Below are 20,513 nucleotides of genomic sequence, written 5' to 3'. Positions count from 1 at the left end.
GCGGGGCGCGGGGCTCGGCGCCGCGCCGGGCTGGCCGTATCATCGCCGCCGGCCGACGCGCGCTGGCCCGGGTCGAGGGCGCGGGCGGGCCGTGTCTTTCGTCCTTTGCCGGTATCGCCGAATGATGTCTTCTTCCGTGGCGCAGCGTCGCCTGCGCTGGCCGGCACCGGCCTATGCCGCCATCGCGCTGGTGGCCTGCGCGTTCGCCTTCGTCGGGTTGGCGCGCAGCAACTACTGGGCCGATGAGCTGTTCACGGTCTACGTGATTGGCGGAGGCGACGGCCTGGCCGGCGTCTGGCGGCGCGCGCTGACCGACGTGCATCCGCCGCTCTATTACATGTTGCTGTACGGCTGGAGCCGGCTGGGCGGGCTGTCGGAGGTCTGGCTGCGCCTGTCCAGCGCGCTGTGCGCGGTGCTGGCGCTGGCGCTGACCGCGCGCGTGCTGTGGCGGCGCTTCAGCCTGGCGGCGCTGGGCTTCGCCCTGGCGCTGGTGGCGGTGTCCACGTTCTGGTTCGAGCAGTCGCAGAACGCGCGCAGCTATGGCGCGGCGATCCTGATCGCCGCTGCGCTGATGGGCCTGACGCTGCGCCTGCGCGAACGCACGCCGGCGACCGGGGCCTTCCCGTGGGGCGCGTTCACCGCGCTGTTCGCGCTGGGCCTGGCCGGCAGCCTGATGCACTTCTACCTGCTGCTGCTCACCGGCATGGTGCTGGCCTGGCTGCTGCCGGTGCCGCGCCTGCGCGTGCCGGTGATCCTAACCGGGCTGCTGATCCTGGCCGTGGTCGGTGGCTACACCTGGCTGCTGCTGCACGCCACGCAGCAGGACGTGGACAAGACCTGGTACCGCGCCGATGTGCACTTCTTCTGGTCGCAGACGCGCATTGCGCGCAAGCACCTGGCTGCGACCGGCGCGAGCTGGGCGCTGACCGCGCTGATCGTGGCCGCGCTGTGGCAGCGCTGGCGCGGCGGCCGCGGCAGCCCGGGCGCGCGCGTGCCGGAAGGAGGCCGCCACGCGGCACGGCTGGCGCTGTTCGTGCTGCTCGGCGTGATCGCCAGCGGCGTGCTGGTCAGCTGCCTGGTCGCCCCGTCGTACTCGGCGCGCAATGTGCTGATCACCCTGCCGTTCCTGTGCGCGCTGCTGGCCTGGCTGTACGAGGCGGCCGGCCCGCGTCTGTCCGGGCGCGGCGGCCAGTTCGCCGCGGCGCTGCTGGTGGTGGCCGTGGCCAGCGGGCTGTGGATGTGCAGCGGGCGCTTCGTCGAGCGCAACGAGCCCTGGCGCAGCGGCGCGCAGTTCGTCGCGGGCATGCCCGGCTGCGCGGGGCAGCAGATCCCGGTGATGCATCCCTACAAGTTCGGTCCGCCCACGCCGCAGTACCGGGCCTTCGCCGAGCGCCAGTTCTTCGGTCACTACGCGCCGGCCGGGATGCAGCTGCGCGCGTGGATGCCCAACGAGCTGGTCGGCCGCCACCGCGTGCCGGAGCTGACGGCGTTGCTGGCGGCGCGCGCGCAGCAGGCCGGCAGCGGCGCCTGCCCGCTGCTGGCCTGGGCCGTGCACGACCTGGACAAGAAGTCCGCGCCGCTGCTGGCGCAGGACCTGGCGCGCGCGCCAGGCATCGCGCCGGCGCGGGTGGTGATGCAGACCTTCGAGCGCGCGCGGCGTCGCTCCACCGGCTGGCAACCGGTGGAGGATGGCTTCGTGTTCTACGTGGTGCCGGCGGACGCGCCCGGCGCCGCGCCGGCCGACCCCGGGCCGCTGGTGGCGATGCCCGCGGGCACGCTGGGCAAGCGCGAGGTGGTAACGCTGCTGCCGGCCGCGCCGGGGCAGGGCACGGTGGACCGCTTCGGCGTCCAGGACTGGCGCGACGGGACGCTGCAGCGCCAGGACACGGTCAGCACGCCGCAGCTGTTCTGCGATCCGCCGATGCGCGCCGACAGCGAGATCCGGCCCAATGCCAAGCGGCCTGGGTGTTCGGCGCCGGTGGGCGCTTCCCGGTAAAGCCGCTCGCCGCCATTGGCCGAAAAGGCCACAAGGGCGGCTTCCCACCTGTAGAGCGGAGCTTGCTCCGCTGGGGCCGTCCCGACGAACCGAACGAAAGGCAGCGGAGTCCCCAAAAGGGGATTGCCACAAGCTCCGCTCTACAGTGCGCCCCCGGGGCCTTTTCGGCCAATGGCGGCGATGGGGCTTTACCGATGCAAGATCGGTCATCGCAGTGACCCCCACACGCACCACCAGGCGATCGGCGACAATGCCCCGCTCATCCCCTCCGCACGCAGGACCGATCGCCATGACCGCCGCTTCCGACCTCATCGCCTCCGCCAAGCAGTACACGCTCAGCGTGTACCGCCAGCGCGAACTGGTGCTGGAGCGAGGCCAGGGCGCGCACGTGTGGGATACCGAGGGTCGCGAGTACATCGACCTGGCGGCCGGCATCGCCGTGTGCGGCCTGGGCCACCACGACCCGGACCTCACCGCTGCGCTGATCGAACAGGCCGGCAAGCTCTGGCACACCAGCAACATCTTCTACAGCGAGCCGCCGCTGCGCCTGGCGCAGGAGCTGGTGGAGTCTTCGCGCTTCGCCACCCGCGCCTTCCTGTGCAACTCCGGCGCCGAGGCCAACGAGGCGGCGATCAAGCTGGTGCGCAAGTGGGCGGCCGGGCAGGGGCGCGCGCCCGAGCGGCGCGTGATCGTCACCTTCCGCGGCAGCTTCCACGGCCGCACGCTGGCCACGGTCACCGCCACCGCCCAGCCCAAGTACCAGGAAGGCTACGAGCCGCTGCCCGGCGGCTTCCGCTACGTGGACTTCAACGACCTGGCCCAGCTGGAAGCGGCGATGGCCGGCGGCGACGTGGCCGCGGTGATGCTCGAGCCGGTACAGGGCGAGGGCGGCGTGCTGCCGGCCGCGCCGGGCTATCTGAAGGGCGTCGAGGCGCTGTGCCGCCAGCACGACGCCCTGCTGGTGCTGGACGAGATCCAGTGCGGCATGGGCCGCACCGGTGAGTTGTTCGCGCACTGGCAGGACGGGGTGACGCCGGACATCGTGACCCTTGCCAAGGCCCTGGGCGGCGGCTTCCCGATCGGCGCGATGCTGGTGGGGCCGAAGGTGGCCGAGGTGATGCAGTTCGGCGCGCACGGCACCACCTTCGGCGGCAATCCGCTGGGCGCGGCGGTGGCGCGCGTGGCGCTGGCCAAGCTGGGCTCGCCGCAGATCGCGGCCAATGTCGTGCGCCAGTCGCAGGCGCTGCGGGCGGCGCTGGCCCGCCTGGATGGCGAGCTGCAGCTGTTCGCCGAGGTGCGCGGCCGCGGGCTGATGCTCGGCGCGGTGCTGCGCCCGGCGTACGCCGGCCAGGCTGCGGCCATCCTCGACGCCTGCGCCGCGCACGGCCTGTTGCTGCTGCAGGCCGGCCCGGACGTGCTGCGCTTCGTGCCGGCGCTCAACCTCACCGACGAGGAACTGGCCGAAGGCCTCACCCGCCTGGAAGCCGCCCTGCGCGATTGGCTGGCCGCGCGCTGAGAGGCCGGCCAAGCCTGTGGGAACAACGCGCTTTTCCGATCAAGTCGCCACCGCCCTGTAGAGCGGAGCTTGCTCCGCTGGGGCTTTCCCGATGATCCGGCCGAAATGCAGCGGAGCAAGCTCCGCTCTACAGGGGGAGCGGGCCCTGTGGCCTTCTTGGCCTACGGCGGCGAAGGTGTGCAAGCGAAACCCATCGCCGCCGTGGCGGCTCCCACCGAAGCGGGGCAAGCCCCCTGCTAGAATCCTCGCCCTTCACGGTCTGCGTTCGAGTACCCCGCCATGAGCCAACCCGCCACCGCGCCGGCCAATGCCGAAAAGCGCTACACCGTCACCCGCGCCGACCTGCCGCTGAGCTGCCCGCTGCCGTCGATGGCGCTGTGGAACTCGCATCCGCGCGTCTACCTGCCCATCGAGGACGCGCCCAACCGCGAGGCCGACTGCCCGTACTGCGGTTCGCACTTCGTCCTTGCCGACTGAGCCGGGCACGCGCCGGCTGACGGTGGTGCAGCTGCTGCCGGCACTGCACGCCGGCGGCGTCGAGCGCTCCACCCTGGAAATCGCCGCCGCGCTGGTCGCGGCCGGCCATCGCGCCCTCGTGGTCTCCGCCGGCGGGCGCCTGGTGCCGGCGCTGGAAGCCAGCGGCGCCACCCATCTCACGCTGGACATCGGCCGCAAGGCGCTGGGCACGCTGCGCCATGTGCGCACGCTGCGCGCGCTGTTCGAGCGCGAGCGTCCCGACATCGTCCACGCGCGCTCGCGCCTGCCGGCCTGGATCGGCTGGGGCGCGCTGCGCGGCATGCCGCGCGCCGCGCGCCCGCACCTGGTCACCACGGTGCACGGGCTCAATTCGCCCGGCGCCTACAGCGCCATCATGACCCGCGGCGAGCGCGTGATCTGCGTGTCCGACACCGTGCGCCGCTACGTGCTGCAGCACTACCCCAGGACCGATCCGGCGCGCCTGCGGGTGATCCCGCGCGGCCTGGATCCGACGCAATTCCCACGCGCGCCGTGGCCTGATGCGCCGATGCGCGCCTGGGCCGCCGAGCAGTTCCCGCAGCTGGCCGGCGACGGCCCGCTGCTGCTGCTGCCCGGGCGCGGCACCCGGCTCAAGGGCCATGGCGACGGCCTGCAGCTGCTGGCCGCGCTGCGCGCTGACGGGCTGGACGCGCGCCTGTGGCTGCCTGGCGCGCGCGCGCCCGGCCGCGAGGACTATGTGGCCGAGCTGGAAGCCCTGGCGGCGCAGCTGGGCATCGCCCAGGCGGTCGCCTTCACCGAGGTCACCGCGCGCATCGCCGACGCCTATGCCGCCAGCGACCTGGTGCTGCAGCTCTCGCGCAAACCCGAGTCGTTCGGCCGCACCGTGATCGAGGCCCTCTCGGTCGGGCGCCCGGTGCTGGGCTGGGCGCACGGCGGGGTGGGCGAACTGCTGGGCGAACTGCAGCCCTCCGGCGCGGTGGCGCCGTTCGATGCGCAGGCGCTGGCCGCCGCCGCGCGCGCACTGCTGGCCGCACCGCCGGCGCCGCCGGCTACCATGCCCTACACGCTGGCCGCGATGCAGCGCGCCACGCTGGCGCTCTACCAGGAACTCACCGCCCCATGACCACGCCCGCCCCGACGCCCCGACTTGCCCCGCGCGCGGACGGCTGGCGCTGGGCGCCGGCCTGGATCCTGCTGTTCGTCGCGCTGTGGCCGGCGCCGGGCTATGCCGAAGCGGTGCTGGCGCTGGGCGCGCTGGCCGCGCTGGTGCAGCTGGCCCTGCACCGCTTCCGCGGCGGCGATCGCCTGCTCAGCAACGAGGCCTGGGCGCTGACCAGCGTGATGTTCTGCGCCTACTGGGTGCCGGAATTCATCTCCGCATTCGACGCGGTCGATCACGGCCGCGCCTGGGGTGAGGCCGCCACCGACCTGCGCTATCTGCCCTTTCTGTGGCTGGTGGCCTCGGCGGTGGCCAACGAGCGCGGCCGGCGGATCACCTTCGGCGGGCTGGCCATCATCGTGGCGATCTGGACGCTGGATGCGCTGGTCCAGGTGGCGGTGGGCACCAGCCCGCTGTTCTTCGGCATCGATGCGCTCAAGCAGGCCTTCAGCGGCCATCCGATGTGTTCGGCCGCCGAGGTCGAGGCGGTGGACCGGCTCAGCGGGTTCCTGGGGCCGTGCAACCTCAAGCTCGGCCTGGTGCTGGCCAGCCTGTCGCCGTTCGGCCTGTTCGCGGCCGGGCGCCGCTTCGGCATGGGTGGCTGGCTGCTGGCCGCGGCGGCGATCGGCGTGGTGGTCCTGCTGGCCGGCGCGCGCGCGGCCTGGATCACCTATGCGCTGGTGCTGGTGTTCTCCGGCTGGCGGCTGCTGGGCTGGAAGCCGCTGCTGGGCGTGTTCGCCACCGCCGCGGTGCTGCTGGCGGTGATGGCCGTGGCCTCGCCCAAGCTGGCCAAGCGCGTGCAGCTGACCACCGCGGCCTTCGCCGGCGACGAGGCCGGCGTGGACACCGCGCTGTCCGGGCGCGGGCGCATCTGGCAGGCCGCCGGCTGCATGATCGGCGAGCACCCGATCAACGGCGTGGGCGTGCGCAACTTCCGCGATGTCTTCCCGGCCTGCGATCCCACGCCGAGCGTGGCGCCGGCCTGGGGCCACGGCCCGGCGCTGCATGCGCACCAGATCGTGCTGGAGATCCTGGCCGAGACCGGCGTGATCGGCCTGCTGCTGTGGCTGTCCGGCGCGGCGCTGGCCTGGCGCGCCTGGCGCTTCGCCACGCCGGAAGCGCGCGATCGCGCGCGGCCGGCGATGCTGGCGCTGGCGGTGACGGTGTTCCCGTTGAACACGCACTTGGCCTTCTACTCGACCTTCTGGGGCGGGCTGACGCTGCTGCTGGCCGCGCTGTACGCCGGCAGCCTGCTGGCGCGCCACGATGCCGCCGCGGCCTGAGCCGCACTGCCCCGGCCTGGGTCCGCTGCGCTGGCTGTGCCGGCGCGTGGCGGCCTGGCCGCAGCGGCGCGTGCTGGCGCTGGGCCGCGCGCTGGCCTGGCTGCTGACGCCGCTGCTGGCCTCGCGCCGGCGCATCGCGCGAATCAATTTGGCGCTGTGTTTCCCGCAGCTGGACGCAGCCGCGCGCGAGGCGCTGGTGCGCGCCAACACGCGCGACAGCGTGATCGGCCTGCTGGAGATGATCCGCGCCTGGTACGCGCCTTCCAGCGCCTTGGCCGGCCTGTTCGAGGTCGAAGGCCTGGAGCACCTGCGCGCCGCGCAGGCGCAGGGCCGCGGCGTGCTGCTGCTGACCGCGCACTTCCCCAATGTCGACCTGGGCGCGCGCCTGCTGGGCGAGGCGCTGGGCGCGCCGATGTCGTGCATGGTCCGGCGCACCGGCGGTTCCTGCGGCGAGCGGCTGATGCAGGACGGGCGGCGGCGAGTGTTCGCCCATGTGGTCGGCAAGAAGGACGTGCGCGGCCTGCTGCGTGCGCTGTCGGGCGGCGCGCGCATGGTCTACCTGGCCGACCAGAACTTCACCTACAACAGCGCCTTCGTGCCGTTCTTCGGCGTGCAGGCCGCCACGCTGACCACCACGCCCGAGCTGGCGCGCCGCGCCGGCGTGGCGATCGTGCCGTACTGGTGCCAGCGCCTGGCCGATGGCCGCTACCGCGTGCGCGTGGACGCGCCCTGGCCGCAAACCGACGCATCCGACCCGAGCGCCTTCGCCGCGCGCTACATGCGCGAGCTGGAAGCGGTGATCCGCGCGCATCCCGCGCAGTACCTGTGGTGGCACCGGCGCTTCAAGACGCGGCCGGCGGGGGAGGCTTCGCCTTACTGACAAGGAGTGAGCGAGCGCCGCCGTTACTCACTCCTTACTCCTCCGCGCTCACTCCTGCCCAATGATGCGGCGCGGCGGGCGTCACACCTGGCGGCCGGGCCACAATCGCGCGTCGCTCCCGGGGGTCGAGCATGGCGCTGCGCAGCGTGTCCGCGGTTGTGTTGAGCATGGCCGCGACGGTCTGCCTGCTGGCAGAGGGGAGCAGGGCGGCGACGCAGGCAGACGCCGCGGCGCCGCGCGACGACGCAGGCGTGCCGTCCTGGACCGTCACGGCGCCCGTGCAGGAGCGCTACCTGGCCGCGCACGGCCTGCGCGGCTTCGCCGGCGGCTACGGCAGCGATGGGCTGGAGGTGTGGAGCTTCCCGGTGCAGATCGCATCGGGCTATCGGCTGGAATTCCTGCGCGGCGACGGCACGCGCTGGGAGGCCGCCGACGCGCCGGCCGCGGCCACGGTCGATCCCTTCGGCCTGACCCGCGTCTACGCGGCGCCGGGGCTGCGCGTGTCCGAGCGGATCGAGGCGCGCGACACGCTGCCCGGCGTGCGCGTGCGGCTGCGGGTGGAGCAGGCGCCGACCGGGCTACGCATCCGCGTGCACCTGGTGCCCTCGCTCAACCTGATGTGGCCGGCGGGCATCGGCGGCCAGGAATTCGGCTGGGACGATGCCGCCAAGGGGCTGCTCCTGCAGGAGCCCAGCGGCGCCTTCCGCGCCTTGGTGGCCTCGCCGCAGGCCGGCGCGCACAGCGTGCCCAACAACGACCGCCGCGGCAGCGCCTTCGGCCAGCCGCTGTTCCTGGACCTGCTGCCGTCCGCCTGCGGTCGCGCCCGCTGCGCCACGCTGGCGTTCGCCGCGCAGAGCGAGCGCGACGAAGACGTGTACGCCACGGCGGCCGCGCTGCTCGAGGCGCCCGAGGCGCCGGCCGCGGCGGATGCGGCGCGCTACGCGCAGGCCACGCGCCTGCGCATCGCCACGCCCGATGCCCAGGCCGACCGCGCGCTGCGCTGGGCGCAGGTGGCGCTGGAACCAGGCCTGGTCGTGCAACCCGCGGCTGGGCTGCGGCCTGGTCGCCGGCTACGGGCCCTCGCACGGCGCGCGGCGGCCGCAGTACGCCTGGTACTTCGGCGGCGACGGGCTGGTGACCACGCGCGCCCTGATCGCCAGCGGGCAGTTCGAGCGCGCGGCGGCGCAGCTGGCGTTCGAGCTGCGCTACCAGCATCCGGACAACGGCATGCTGTGGCACGAGCTGTCGCAGAGCGCGGGCTTCCTGCAGTGGGTGCGCGACTACCCGCATATGTACGCGCACGTGGACATCGCCTTCGATTTCCTGAGCGTCACCGCCGAGTACGCGCGGGCCAGTGGCGATGACGCCTTCCTGCGCGCGCACTGGCCGCAGCTGCTGGCGGCCTGGCGCTACTGCCGGGGGCTGATCGATGCCGGCGACGGCCTGCCGCGTGTGCCGGCGGGCAAGATGAGCGGCAACGAGCAGGACGCGCTGACCGATGAGCTGACCCTGTCGGCGGCCTGGGTGGACGCGGCGCAGGCGATGGCGGTGATGGCCGACACGCAGGGCGAGGCGGCGCTGGCCGCGCAGGCGCGCGCCGACGCCGTGCGCGCCCGCGCTGCCATCCGCGCGCGCTATCGCGACCCGGCGGGGCAGTGGATCAGCGGCTTCCACCGCGACGGGCGCCCGGGCGAGCGCTTCAGCGGCGCGGACCTGGCCGCCATCGGCAGCGGCGCGGCCACCCCACAGGAGGCCGCGGCCATCTTCGCGCAGCTGGCCTCGCCGGACGTGCTCACCGACTGGGGCCTGCGCAGCAAGCCGGCGAGCGCGCCGGACTACGAACCGCAAGCCTATTCGCGCGGCAGCGTCTGGGGCCTGGGCAGCGCGGGCGCGGCCGAGGCGATGTGGCGCGCCGGCCGCGGCGCGCAGGCGGCGGACCTGTGGCAGCGGCTGGTGCCCTGGGCGGCGCAGGATGCGCCCGGGCACATGCACGAGGTGCAGTCGGGCGCGGCCTTCGTGCCGCAGCGCGAGTCGGTGCCCGAGCAGACCTGGTCCTCGGCCTCCTTCCTGTCGGCCGCCATCGGCGGACTACTGGGCCTGGAGGTGGACGGCGCGCGGCGGCGGCTCGCCTTCGCGCCGCAGCCGCCGGCCGAATGGGACTGGCTGCGCGTGCAGGGCGTGCGCGTCGGCGCCGATGGCGGCACGGTGGACCTGGCCTGGCGGCGCGAAGCGCACCGCGCCGTGCTGGAGCTGGACAACCATGGCCAAGCCTTCGACCTGACCTGGCGCCAGCTGGGCGGCGATGCCGCACCGCCCACGCTCGAACGCCGCATCGGCCCCGGACGTACGCGTCTGGTCCTGCCTTGGAGCGAGGAGTGAGCGCAGAGGCGTGAGGCATGAGCAGGAGCGGCTTTCGCTCACGCCCGCCTCACCGATACAGCGCGCCGCGCCCCTCAGGCTGGCGCTTGAAGCGCCGGTGGATCCACAGGTACTGCGCCGGCGCCACGCGGATCATCGCCTCGATCGCCGCCATCACCCGCGCCGTGTCGGCGGTGGCGTCCTTGGACGGGAAGTCCTCGAACGCCGGCGACAGCCGCAGCGTATAGCCGCCATCGGGCCGGCGCTCATGGGCGAAGGCGATCACCGCCGCGCCCGACAGCCGCGCCAGCTGATGCGTCGAGGTCAGGCTGTAGGCCGGCCGGCCGAAGAACGGCACGAACACGCTCTCGCCCCGGCGCGTGTCCTGGTCCGGCGCGAACCACAGCAGCCCGCCCTGCTTGAGGTGCTTGAGCGCCGGGCGCAGCTCCTCGCGGCCGAACATCGCCGTGGCGTAGCGCAGCCGGCCGCGCTTGACCGCCCATTCCATCGCCCCGGTGGCGTGCGGGCGATACATGCCGGCCAGCGGCGCGTAGTCGCACATCAGCCGCGCGGAGAGCTCCAGCGTGGTGAAGTGGCCGGAGATCACGATCACCCCGCGCCCGCCGGCCTGCGCGGCCCGCAGATGCTCCAGGCCTTCCACGCGCAGGTCGCGGCGCATCGGCGCCACATCGCCCCACCAGGCGCGCGCGAACTCGAACAGGCCCACGCCCAGCGCGGTGAACACCTCGTCCAGCAGCCGCGCGCGCGCGGCCGCGTCCAGTTCGGGGAAGCACAGTTCCAGGTTGCGCGCGGCGACCTTGCGGCGCGCACCCAGGACGATTTTGAGCAGCCGGCCCAACGGCTTGCCGAGCCTGCGCTGCAGGCCCCAGGGCAGGCGCGCGGCCAGCGCGGCCAGGCCGATCCCCAGCCACGTAGGCCAGGTGGAGGGCGCCAGCGGCGCCGGGCCGGGGTCGAAGGGCGTGGCCTGGCGCGGTGCGGCCTGCGCGGAACGGTCGGTCATGGCCGCCATTGTAGGCCGGGCGGCGCTGGATCCCCGTGCCGCGTCCTTTCTCGTATCCTTGCGCCCGATGCGTCGTGACCTGACCGAAACATGGTTGCGTGCCCTGTATTCGGCCGTGCTCTACGTGCTGACGCCGGCCACGGTCTACCACCTGATCTGGCGCGGGTTCCGCGTGCCGGGCTATTTCCAGCGCTGGGGCGAACGCTATGCCGCCTGGAGCGGGGCGCCGCACGACGTGGACGTGTGGGTGCACGCGGTCTCGGTGGGCGAGGTCAACGCCGCCGCGCCGGTGGTCGACGCCCTGCGCCGCGACCATCCGCACCTGAAGCTGCTGATCACCACCATCACCCCGACCGGCTCGGACCGCGTGCGCGCGCTATGGGGCGATGCGGTGCTGCACGTCTACGCGCCCTACGACCTGCCCGGCGCGGTCGGCCGCTTCCTGGCGCACTTCCAGCCCGGCGTGGCCCTGGTGATGGAAACCGAACTGTGGCCCAACCTGCTGCTGGGCTGCCGCGACCGCGGCATCCGCAGCTACATCCTCAACGCGCGGCTGTCGGCGCGCTCGCTGCGCGGCTACCGCGTGCTGGCGCCGCTGATCCGCCGCGTGGTGGCCAGCGTGCACCGCATCGGCGCCCAGTCCGTCGCCGACGGCAAGCGCTTCGTGCGCCTGGGCGCCTCGCCCGAGGCCATCGTCGACACCGGCAACCTCAAGTTCGACATCGCCGTGCCGCAGGGCCTGGATGCGCTGGTGACGCAGTTCGGCCGCCAGGTCGGCGCGCGGCCGGTGTGGATCGCCGCCAGCACCCATCCGGACGAGGAAGCGCAGGTGGTGGCCATCCACCGCCGGCTGCTGGCGCGCTTCCCCGACCTGCTGCTGCTGTGGGCGCCGCGCCATCCCGAGCGCTTCGGGCGCGTGGCCGAGCTGGCCCAGGCCGCCGGCTGGCGGGTCGGCCGGCGCAGCCTCGCCGGCTGGCCGCGCGCGGGCGATGCGGTGTTCGTGCTCGACACGCTGGGCGAGCTGATGGGCTTCTACGCCTGCGCGCAGGTGGCCTTCGTCGGCGGCAGCCTGCAGGCCATCGGCGGCCACAACCTGCTCGAGCCGGCCGCGGTCGGCACCGCGATGGTCACCGGCCCGCATCTGCACAACTTCGTGGAGATCTCGCGCCGCCTGCAGGAGGCCGGCGCGCTGGAGATCGGCCGCAATGCCGAGGAGGTCGGCACGCTGCTGGAAGCCCTGTTGGCCGACGCACCACGGCGCGCACAGATGGCCCAGGCCGGCCGCCTGCTGGTCGAACGCGGCCGCGGCGCCCTGGCCCGCACCATGGCGATGGTCGCCCCGGACCTGCGCCCGCACTAGCCGCGCCAGAAGACATCAGCCGCCTTCGGCGGCCGCCCTGTAGAGCGGAGCTTGCTCCGCTGGGGCTTTACCCACGAACCAACCGAAGCGCAGCGGAGCAAGCTCCGCTCTACGGGGCTTGCCAATGATCCGATAAAGCGCAGCGGAGCAAGCTCCGCTCTACAAGGAGGGCGCGGCGTGAGCGGAGGAGACCGCGACTCCGGCAGCGCCATCCCATGGCTGCCGGCGCTCGGGGCGAGGCCAGATCCGGCTTGCCTCGAACCCGCAGCCTCAACCCTCAATGCGTCCGCGAACGCCCGGCATTGAGCTCGATCAGCCGTTCGCGGATCGCATCGGCATCCTGCGCCTTCGGCGCCACCTGCAGATAGCGCGACAGGTCGGCCTGCGCGCCGCGGGCGTAGTCGAGCCTGAGATAGGCCAGGCCGCGATCGCGCAGGGCGTCGGGCTGGTCGGGCACCAGCTTGAGCACGCGGTCGGCGCTGCGCGCGGCGCGGTCCCATTGGTCGCGCTCGGCGTAGACCCCGTGCAGGTTGCGCAGCACGCGCACCAGGATCGCCCGGTGCGAGGCCGGGTCCAGGATCTGCAGCAGCGCATTGTCGTCGGGCACATCGCCGCCCAGGTGCGGCTTGGCGCGCTCGCGCAGCTCGTCGGCGCCCAGCGGCCGGCCGCCGTTGAACGGGTCCATCACCAGGATGCCGTCGTCCACCGGCAGGCGCACCAGGAAATGCCCCGGGAAGGACACCCCGTCCAGCGGCACGCCCAGCCGGCGCGCCACCTCGATCTGCACCACCGCCAGCGAGATCGGATTGCCCAGGCGCCGCTCGAACACCTCGTTGAGGTAGCTGTTGCGCGGGTCGTAGTACTCGTCGTGGTCGCCGGCGTAGCCCAGCTCCTCGAACAGGTGCCGGTTGATCGCCGCCATCTTCAGCGGCCAGGAGGCGATCAGGTCGATCTCCGGGCGCAGATGCTCGGCGTGGCTCTGCACCAGGGTGTCGTAGAGGTCGGCGTCCAGCTGCGGGTATTCATCGCGCGCGATCAGCAGCGCGGTGCCCAGCAGCGGTAGCGCGTCGTCGGCCTGGCCGGCCAACGAACCCCATTCCGGCAGTGTCAGTCGATCCCCCATGCCCACAGACTGCAGGCATTCGCGCGGCTTATCAAGCCCGCCCGTGTGGTGCGTTGTCGCCTAGTTGGGCTGGGCTTTCAGCTCGACCTTGGGGTCCACTTTCAGCGTATCGCCGTCCTTGACGCCGAGCTTGGCGGCCTGGCCCGCGTTGAGCTCCAGCACGTACAGCGCCGGGGCCTTGCTGGGATAGGACGGGCAGGCGTTGCCGGCGCTGCACGGCGGCACGTCGCGCTGCTGGCCGACCAGCTTGAAGTCGTGGTCGAAGTAGAGGATGTCCAGCGGGATGTGGGTGTTCTTCATCCAGTACGACAGCGGCTGCTCGTCGTCGTGGATGAACAGCATGCCGTGGTCGGCGGCCAGCTCGTCGCGGAACATCAGCCCGCGCTGGCGCTCGCCTTCCTGATCGGCGATCTCGACCTGGTAGCGCTGTCCGGCCAGCTCCACCCAGGGCGTGCGCGCGCAGCCGGTGGTGCAGATCAGCAGGAGCGCGGTGAGCAGGACGAGGCGAAGAGACATGCGGACAGCCGTGGCGCGTTCGGGAGCGCGCACCTTCGTGCAAGGCCCGGGGCAGGTCAAGTGCGCCGCGGCCGGCGGCCGTCACCGCGCGTCCGGTCGCTCCGCGTCGTAGGCCTGGGCGATGCCGGCGTACTGGCCACGCGCGCGGCGCGCCAGCGCATCGACCACGGACGGGTCCGGCTGGCCGAACAGCTGGCCGGCCAGCGCCGCGGCCGCGGCCTCCAGGCCGAGCGGATCGTCCGGCGTCCCGGCGCGCGCAGCGGCGTCGTACTGGCCGAAGCGCTGCTCCAGCAGCGCGGCCAGCCCCGCGTGCACCGCGTCCCGGGTGACCCCGGTGGCCTCGGCCTGCTTGGACAGCAGCCACCACGGCGGCCGCGGCGTGGCCTGGCGCGCGGGCGGCGCGCCGCCCAGCACCCGCAGCAGCGCGAACTGCGCCAGCCAGACGCGGAACACGAACAGCTCCAGCAGACAGGCCGGCGGATCGCCGTGCCGTTCCAGCACCTGCGCATAGGCCAGGCGGTAGTCGATCCAGCGGTAGGAGGCTTCGACGGCGGCGTAGGGCGAGCTGTGGTGCATGCGACATCCTGTCGGTGCGGTTCCGCGCGCATCGGGGCCTGGATGAAGCACAGGCCCGTGCCGGGCGGGGAGTCTGGCTTGTCTAAAGCCTAACTTTACTTTATTTGAAAGTCAGATGCGCAAGTTGCAGACTCCGGCCTCGCTACCGTCGTGGCATGGATATCGCGCGCAGACGGCAAGGCTTCGCCAGCCGTTTCAACAAGGCCCTGGAGACCTCGGGTCGTTCGGGGCTCAGCGACGGCGAGCTGCTCAAGCTGTTCGGCCGTCACGGCATCGCGGTGACCACCCAGACCGTCTCCAACTGGCGCAACGGCAAGCACATGCCCCGGCTGGAGCAGATCGAGGGCCTGGCCGAGGCGCTGAACATGGAGGCCGCCGAGCTGGCCTTCGGCGGCAAGGGCGGCAAGCTGCGCGTGCAGGAGCCGCGTGCGGCCTGGCACGTGGGCAGCCCGGAGGAGCGCACCCTGGTCGAGGGCCTGGCGCTGCTGGAGCCGGAGGAGAAGGCGCTGGTGCAGGAACTGGTGCGCGTGCTGGGCCAGCGCCACGCCGCCAAGCGCCGCGGCCGCCGCAAGCGCGTCTGACGCAGCCTGGGGGAGCCACCGGCGCTTCCGATTTGTAGAGCGGAGCTTGCTCCGCTGCTCTTACGTCCGGTTCGCGGCAAACGCCCGCAACGTAGAGCGGAGCTCGCTCCGCTGCGCTTCGTCCGGTTCGTCGGGAAAGCCCCAGCGGAGCAAGCTCCGCTCTACACGGGGGATCGGCCTGCTTTACAGCACCTGCGGCGGCTCGCCGCCGACGATGACCACATCGGCGCGGCGGCGCGCGAACAGGCCGACGCTGACCACGCCCGGGATCTGGTTGAGCGCGGTCTCCATCGCCACCGGGTCGGTGATCGACAGGTTGTGCACGTCCAGCACCACGTTGCCGTTGTCGGTGACCACGCCGTCGCGCCAGACCGGCTGGCCGCCGGTCAGGGCCAGGATCTCGCGCGCCACCAGGCTGCGCGCCATTGGGATCACTTCCACCGGCAGCGGGAAGCGGCCCAGCACCGGCACCTGCTTGGACGGGTCGACGATGCACACGAAGCGCGCGCTGGCCTGGGCGATGATCTTCTCGCGCGTCAGCGCCGCGCCGCCGCCCTTGATCAGGCACTTGTGCGGGTCGCATTCGTCGGCGCCGTCCACGTACAGCGACAGCGTGCCGGTGTGGTTGAGGTCCAGCACCTCGATGCCGTGCGCCTTCAGCCGCGCGGTGCTCTGCTCGGAGCTGGACACCGCGCCCTTGATGCGCGACGGATCGCGGCCGAGCGCGTCGATGAAGTAGGCCACGGTCGAGCCGGTGCCGACACCGACGATCATGCCGTCTTCGAGGTAATCCATGGCTTTTTCGGCGGCCAGGCGCTTGGCTTCGGTCATGAGGGCAGGTGTGAGTTGAGCGGAGTGAGGAGTGAAAAAAGGCAGGAGCGAAGGCGATGAGCAGGAGAGGCGAGCGTTCGCTCACTTCTCACGCCTCTTCGCTCACTTCTGCTCCAACGACAGCAGCAGCTTCCACTGCGCCGCCGTCACCGGCAGCACCGACAGGCGCGTGCCCTTGCGGATCAGCGCGAAGTCCTCGCCCAGCGCATCGGCATGCGCGCGGATCTGCGCCAGGCTGACGCCGTGCTTGAGATGGCGCACGTACTTGACGTCCACCAGCTCCCAGCGCGGCTGCGCCGGATCGGACTTGGGGTCGTAGTACTTGGACTTCCTGTCGAACTGGCTCGGGTCGGGATAGGCCGGGGTCGCCACCTCGGCCACGCCGTAGATGCCCGGCACCTCGGCGTTGGAGTGGTAGAACAGCACGCCGTCGCCGACCTGCATGGCCTTCATGAAGTTGCGCGCCTGGTAGTTGCGCACGCCGGTCCACGGCTCGGTGCCCACGCGCCCCAGGTCATCGATGGAGAAGTCGTCCGGTTCGGACTTCATCAGCCAGTAGCGGCGGCGGGCGGTCATCGCGGTTCCAGGAGGAGCGTGGAGGATTCGGTGCAGATCGCGTCGGGACGCACGTCCCAGGCGCGCGGCGGCGGCAGGTCGGTGCGCTGGGTCTCGAAGCCCACGCCCACCAGCCACGGCGGCGGCGCGCTCGCGGTGCGCATGGCGAAGCTGCGGTCGTACCAGCCGCCGCCCATGCCCAGCCGGTGGCCGCTGGCATCGAAGCCCACCAGCGGCATCACCACCAGCGCCATCTGCTCGGGTTCCAGCGCCGAGGAAGGCGCCACATCGGGTTCGGGAATGCCGAAGCGGTTGGTGACCAGGCCATCGCCCGCGCGCCACGGCGCGAAGCGCAGCTCTTCGCCGTGCAGCACCGGCAGGCAGTACACCAGGCCGGCGGGCAGCTTGAGCTGGAAGGCGTGCAGGCCGATCTCGCCATCGGTGGCCCAGTAGCCGGCGACATAGCCGCGCTCGGGCAGGAACGGCAGCGCCAGCAGCCGCGCGGCCAGGGCCTCGGCGCCAGCGATGCGCGCGGCGGCGGGCAAGGCGCGGCGGCGTTCGCGCAGGCGCGCGCGCAGGGCGGGCAGGGCGTCGCTATCGCTCATGAAAAAAGAATGCCGCGTCCTGGTGCAGGGCGCGGCATTCTAGAAGATTGAAGACATCCTCCGCCAATGGCGATGCGGCGAAACGACCTTGAACCCGGGGTTCAAGTGGGACAGCTTGGGGGCCATCGGGCTTCCCGCTACAAGGCGGACTTGCGCTCCCGGCTTCCGTTGCTGCCCCGCGGTCGTCATTAAGGGACAAGGCGAATGTTTTGCACGCTGTCGATCACAGCAGAGGATGCGTGGCCAGTATAGCGATGCATCGAGGTTTGCCTAGGCCGTTCGTCGGCGCGGTTCAGTGCGCGGTGGTGGACGTGCAGCGGATGTGTGGATGACGCATGGCATCGTGCGCGCTGCGATGCAGAGGTGAATGCTGATTGCGAAGGCCTCATCGCCCAGAGAGCGGCTCCCATTCCTGCGTGGGAATGACGAGGACGACAGACAGAACTGCGTCTGGCGATGGCCCACCTGTAGAGCGGAGCTTGCTCCGCTGCTCTTCGTTCCGTTCGTGGGGAAGGCCCCAGCGGAGCAAGCTCCGCTCTACAGAAGGGCGGCCGCTAGAGTTGAGGAGACAGTTACTCCCACAAGAGCGGGATGGAATGACGAGGACGACAGGCCGAACTGCGGAGGGCAGGAACTATCACTGCGTCACCGGGCTACTGACGACTTTTTGCGATAGCCGCCATGGCTTCTCCTACCTGGCACCCGCGTCAGCGCGGTTCGAGCCAGCCGTCCAGGCGGCGGTGCAGGTCGGCCAGGGTGCGCGTGAGTTCGCTGTCCTGTGCGGCCTGCTGGTCGCGCAGCTGCTGCAGTTCGTGCGCCAGGTTGAGCGCGGCCAGCACCGCGATGCGGTCGGCCGAGGCCATGCGGTGCGCGCCGCGCACCTCGCGCATGCGCGTGTCCAGCAGCTTGGCCGCGGCCATCAGGCTGCCGCGCTCGCCCGGCTCGACGCCGATGGTGTATTCGCGATCCAGGATATGGACGTTGACCGGCTCGCTGCTGCTCACGTGTGCTGCTCCAGCGAGCGCAGGCGGGTGATCATCGCTTCCACGCGCGAACGCGCCAGTTCGTTCTTGGCCAGCAGCTGCGAGCGCTCGCTGCTCAGCTGCTCCTGCTGCACGCGCAGGCTGCGGTTCTCCTCCGTCAGCCGCTGGCAGCGCTCGCCCAGCTCCTGCAGGCGCGAGGCCAGGGCGCGCAGCTGTTCGATGGCATCGGGTGGATTCATGCCGGCACCTTAGGCACGGGGCCGGCGGCCGGTCAAGCTGGAGGCGGGCGCGCGGCGCAGGCCTGGGTTCAGGCGCTGGCGCGCAGGTCAGGATCGGGGGCGTAGTCGCGCAGGAATTCCAGGCACTGCAGGCGCTCCATCGCCCGGGCGACGTAGTGGCCCTGGACCTCGTCGCAGCCGCGCTGGCGCAGGAAGGCCAGCTGCGCTGCGGTCTCAACCCCCTCGGCCACCACCTTGAGCGAGAGCGACTGGGCCAGGGCGATGATGGCGCTGGTGATGGCCTCGTCCTCGAGGTTCTGGTCCAGGTCGCGCACGAAGGTCTGGTCGATCTTCAGCGTGGTCAGCGGCAGGCGCTTGAGATAGGCCAGCGAGGAATAGCCGGTGCCGAAGTCGTCGATCGCGATCGACACGCCCAGCGCGCGGCAAGCCTCCAGCACGCTGCTGCTCTGCTCGGGATTGGCCATCAGCACGCTTTCGGTCAGTTCCAGTTCCAGTCGCGAGGGGTTGACGCCGGCCTCGGCCAGCACGCGGGCGACCACGTCGGCCAGGTCGCCGCGCTGCAGCTGCAGGGCCGAGACGTTGACCGCCACGCTCAGATGGGTCAGGCCGGCCTCGTGCCAGGCGCGCAGGGTCTGGCAGGCCTGGCGCAGCGCCCAGATGCCGATCTCCACGATCAGGCCGCTCTCCTCGGCCAGCGGGATGAACAGGCTGGGCGAGATCTCGCCCAGTTCGCGGCTTTCCCAGCGCAGCAGCGCCTCGGTGCCGGTGATGCGCTCGCGATGCAGCGATAGGCGCGGCTGGTAGACCACGCGCAGCTCGTCGCGCTCCAGCGCCCGGCGCAGCGCGCTGGACAGGATGGCGCGGTGGCGGGTCTTCTCGTCCATCACCTCCGAATACACCGCCCAGGTGTGGCGGCCGGCGGCCTTGGCCTGGTACATGGCCGTGTCGGCGTGCTTGAGCAGCTCGGTCGGCACCTGGGCGTGCTCGGGGTAGAGGCTGATGCCGATCGAGGGCGAGACCGCCAGTTCCAGCCGGTCGCCGAAGGACAACGGCTGGGTGAAGGCCTGGATGATGCGCTCGGCCACGCGCTCGGCATCGACCGGCGCGGCGATGCCTTCCAGCACCACGGTGAACTCATCGCCGCTGAGCCGGGCCACGGTGTGCTGGGCGCCGACGGTCTGCTGCACGCGCGCGGCGGCCGCGCGCAGGATGCGATCGCCGGTGGCGTGGCCCAGCGAGTCGTTGATGTCCTTGAAGCGGTCCAGGTCGATGAACAGCACCGCCACGCGGCCCTTCTCGCGGCGCGCGCGCACCACCGCGCGCGAGAGCCGCTCGGACAGCAGCGAGCGGTTGGGCAGGCTGGTCAGGGTGTCGTAGTTGGCCAGGTAGCGCAGCTCCTGCTCGGCGCGCTTCTGCTCGGTGATGTCGCCCAGCACCAGCACCACCATCGGCCGCTGCCCGCTGCCGTCGGGCACCACGTTGGTCTCGATGCGGCACAGGATCTCCTCGCCGTCCTTGCGCACCTTCCAGGCCTCGCCGGACCAGCGGCCCTCGCGCGCCAGCTGCTGGCTCATGCGCGAGGCGCTGTCGCCCAGCTTCTGCCGGCTGTCCAGCAGCGACAGCGGCTGGCCGGCCACTTCGGCGCCGTCGTAGCCGGTCATGCGGCTGAAGGACGGGTTGACGGTGATGAAGCGGTAGTCGGCATCGAGCACGGCCACCGCCTCGCTCATGCTGCGCATCACCTCGCTGGCCACGCGGTGCTCGTATTCGGCGCGGCGGCTGGCGGTGATGTCGCGCGCGGTGCCGGCCAGGCGCAGGGCGCGGCCGTGGGCGTCGCGCTCGACCACCCGGCCGCGGGCGCGGACCCAGATCCAGTCGCCGTCGCCGCGCAGGTCCATGCGGTGTTCGGACATGAACAACGGTTCCTGCCCGCGCAGGTGGCTGCGCAGGCGCTGGGTCACCAACGGCAGGTCGTGCGGATGCACCGCGGGCATCTTGCCGATGCGGGTGAGCATGACGATGGTGTGGCTGGCGGCAGACTGCTCGTCGGCGCGCATGCGATGCAGGCGGCGGCCGATGAGGTCGTAGTCCCAGAACACCTCGCCGGAGGCCCACAGCGCCAGCTTGAGCGGATCCTCGCTCTCCGGCGCGGGCGATACGTGCGCACGGTGGCCGGGCAGGTACGGCCGCCACAGCGCGCGCGTGCCGACCGCGATCACGCCCAGCAGCACCAGCGCCGCCAGCGCCATCCACATCGATGACAACGATATCGAAGCGGCGCCAGCGCCAAGCAGGAAGGGCAGGGAGGACGGTGGCATCACGTGGGAACGGCTCCGCCGCGGCGGCCAGGACAGGCGCTGCCCGGCAGTGTAGGCGTGAGCGCCGTCACACAACAAGCGGCGCTGCGGGCTTTCGATTTACACTTGTTCGATGCATCCGTTTTTCAAGTCAGAC

Annotated in this window: 19 protein-coding genes and 1 other RNA gene; 9 read left to right on the top strand and 11 right to left on the bottom strand. The window is 72.1% G+C overall.

What is annotated here, in order from left to right; genetic code table 11:
• The first annotated feature begins 121 nt into the window (after positions 1-121).
• The 7 genes from QE438_RS10000 to QE438_RS09970 all read left to right on the top strand — a co-directional run bounded on the left by QE438_RS10000 (position 122) and on the right by QE438_RS09970 (position 9,690).
• Positions 122-1,996 (top strand): hypothetical protein, encoded by a 1,875-nt coding sequence (locus tag QE438_RS10000; RefSeq protein WP_306995940.1) that lies wholly within the window; start codon positions 122-124, stop codon positions 1,994-1,996.
• Between the two features lie 289 nt (positions 1,997-2,285).
• Positions 2,286-3,512, top strand: coding sequence for an acetylornithine transaminase (locus tag QE438_RS09995; RefSeq protein WP_306995941.1), 1,227 nt, complete (start codon positions 2,286-2,288; stop codon positions 3,510-3,512).
• 279 nt (positions 3,513-3,791) lie between these two features.
• The gene (locus QE438_RS09990; RefSeq protein WP_130517041.1) at positions 3,792-3,989 is read left to right on the top strand and encodes a zinc-finger domain-containing protein; all 198 of its coding nucleotides are present in this window, start codon (positions 3,792-3,794) and stop codon (positions 3,987-3,989) included.
• Positions 3,979-5,112 (top strand): glycosyltransferase family 4 protein, encoded by a 1,134-nt coding sequence (locus QE438_RS09985; protein WP_130524294.1) that lies wholly within the window; start codon positions 3,979-3,981, stop codon positions 5,110-5,112. The genes QE438_RS09990 and QE438_RS09985 overlap by 11 nt, the downstream gene beginning before the upstream one ends.
• Positions 5,109-6,431 (top strand): O-antigen ligase, encoded by a 1,323-nt coding sequence (locus tag QE438_RS09980; RefSeq protein WP_131658993.1) that lies wholly within the window; start codon positions 5,109-5,111, stop codon positions 6,429-6,431. The genes QE438_RS09985 and QE438_RS09980 overlap by 4 nt, the downstream gene beginning before the upstream one ends.
• The gene (locus tag QE438_RS09975; RefSeq protein WP_306995943.1) at positions 6,415-7,311 is read left to right on the top strand and encodes a lysophospholipid acyltransferase family protein; all 897 of its coding nucleotides are present in this window, start codon (positions 6,415-6,417) and stop codon (positions 7,309-7,311) included. Before QE438_RS09980 ends, QE438_RS09975 begins: the two co-directional genes overlap by 17 nt.
• 1,134 nt (positions 7,312-8,445) lie before the next feature.
• Complete coding sequence (locus QE438_RS09970; protein WP_309733847.1) at positions 8,446-9,690, top strand: hypothetical protein; 1,245 nt, start codon at positions 8,446-8,448, stop codon at positions 9,688-9,690.
• Positions 9,691-9,739: 49 nt separating this feature from the next.
• Here QE438_RS09970 and lpxL read toward each other — a convergent pair whose 3' ends face one another.
• A complete protein-coding gene (gene lpxL, locus QE438_RS09965; protein WP_306995946.1) occupies positions 9,740-10,690 on the bottom strand; it encodes an LpxL/LpxP family Kdo(2)-lipid IV(A) lauroyl/palmitoleoyl acyltransferase in 951 nt (316 codons plus the stop codon).
• Positions 10,691-10,757: 67 nt separating this feature from the next.
• On the opposite strand from lpxL, the gene waaA reads away from it, so the two are divergent.
• The gene (gene waaA, locus QE438_RS09960; protein ID WP_306995948.1) at positions 10,758-12,050 is read left to right on the top strand and encodes a lipid IV(A) 3-deoxy-D-manno-octulosonic acid transferase; all 1,293 of its coding nucleotides are present in this window, start codon (positions 10,758-10,760) and stop codon (positions 12,048-12,050) included.
• A 277-nt stretch (positions 12,051-12,327) separates the two neighbouring features.
• On the opposite strand, the gene QE438_RS09955 is transcribed toward waaA, so the two are convergent.
• From QE438_RS09955 to QE438_RS09945, 3 genes are all read right to left on the bottom strand, one after another.
• Positions 12,328-13,173, bottom strand: a complete 846-nt coding sequence (locus QE438_RS09955) for a SirB1 family protein (RefSeq protein ID WP_306995950.1) — start codon at positions 13,171-13,173, stop codon at positions 12,328-12,330.
• Between the two features lie 60 nt (positions 13,174-13,233).
• A complete protein-coding gene (locus QE438_RS09950) occupies positions 13,234-13,689 on the bottom strand; it encodes a DUF192 domain-containing protein (protein ID WP_306995952.1) in 456 nt (151 codons plus the stop codon).
• 81 nt (positions 13,690-13,770) lie between these two features.
• Complete coding sequence (locus QE438_RS09945; protein ID WP_306995954.1) at positions 13,771-14,265, bottom strand: hypothetical protein; 495 nt, start codon at positions 14,263-14,265, stop codon at positions 13,771-13,773.
• A 155-nt stretch (positions 14,266-14,420) separates the two neighbouring features.
• Between QE438_RS09945 and QE438_RS09940 the strand changes: the two genes are divergently transcribed.
• Entirely contained in the window at positions 14,421-14,846 is a 426-nt protein-coding gene (locus QE438_RS09940) for a helix-turn-helix domain-containing protein (protein WP_306995955.1), read from the top strand.
• A gap of 183 nt (positions 14,847-15,029) precedes the next feature.
• On the opposite strand, the gene rpiA is transcribed toward QE438_RS09940, so the two are convergent.
• From rpiA to QE438_RS09905, 7 genes are all read right to left on the bottom strand, one after another.
• Positions 15,030-15,677, bottom strand: coding sequence for a ribose-5-phosphate isomerase RpiA (rpiA, locus tag QE438_RS09935; protein WP_130517063.1), 648 nt, complete (start codon positions 15,675-15,677; stop codon positions 15,030-15,032).
• Between the two features lie 102 nt (positions 15,678-15,779).
• Positions 15,780-16,253, bottom strand: a complete 474-nt coding sequence (locus QE438_RS09930) for an EVE domain-containing protein (protein ID WP_306995958.1) — start codon at positions 16,251-16,253, stop codon at positions 15,780-15,782.
• On the bottom strand, positions 16,250-16,837 hold the full coding sequence (locus QE438_RS09925; protein WP_130524284.1) for a 5-formyltetrahydrofolate cyclo-ligase: 588 nt from the start codon (positions 16,835-16,837) through the stop codon (positions 16,250-16,252). Before QE438_RS09925 ends, QE438_RS09930 begins: the two co-directional genes overlap by 4 nt.
• Positions 16,838-16,890: 53 nt before the next feature.
• Positions 16,891-17,075, bottom strand: a non-coding RNA gene (gene ssrS / locus QE438_RS09920) — 6S RNA.
• Positions 17,076-17,544: 469 nt separating this feature from the next.
• Positions 17,545-17,841 carry a cell division protein ZapA gene (locus tag QE438_RS09915; protein WP_130517069.1) on the bottom strand — a complete coding sequence of 99 codons (297 nt, stop codon included), beginning with the start codon at positions 17,839-17,841 and terminating at the stop codon, positions 17,545-17,547.
• On the bottom strand, positions 17,838-18,059 hold the full coding sequence (locus QE438_RS09910) for a TIGR02449 family protein (RefSeq protein WP_130517071.1): 222 nt from the start codon (positions 18,057-18,059) through the stop codon (positions 17,838-17,840). The genes QE438_RS09915 and QE438_RS09910 overlap by 4 nt, the downstream gene beginning before the upstream one ends.
• Before the next feature lie 68 nt (positions 18,060-18,127).
• Positions 18,128-20,314, bottom strand: coding sequence for a GGDEF domain-containing phosphodiesterase (locus QE438_RS09905; RefSeq protein WP_306995961.1), 2,187 nt, complete (start codon positions 20,312-20,314; stop codon positions 18,128-18,130).
• Positions 20,315-20,513: the final 199 nt, after the last annotated feature.

Source organism: Pseudoxanthomonas sp. SORGH_AS_0997 (assembly GCF_031453535.1).
Classification (GTDB): Bacteria; Pseudomonadota; Gammaproteobacteria; order Xanthomonadales; family Xanthomonadaceae; genus Pseudoxanthomonas_A; species Pseudoxanthomonas_A winnipegensis.
This window is presented reverse-complemented; position numbering and strand designations above follow the sequence as displayed.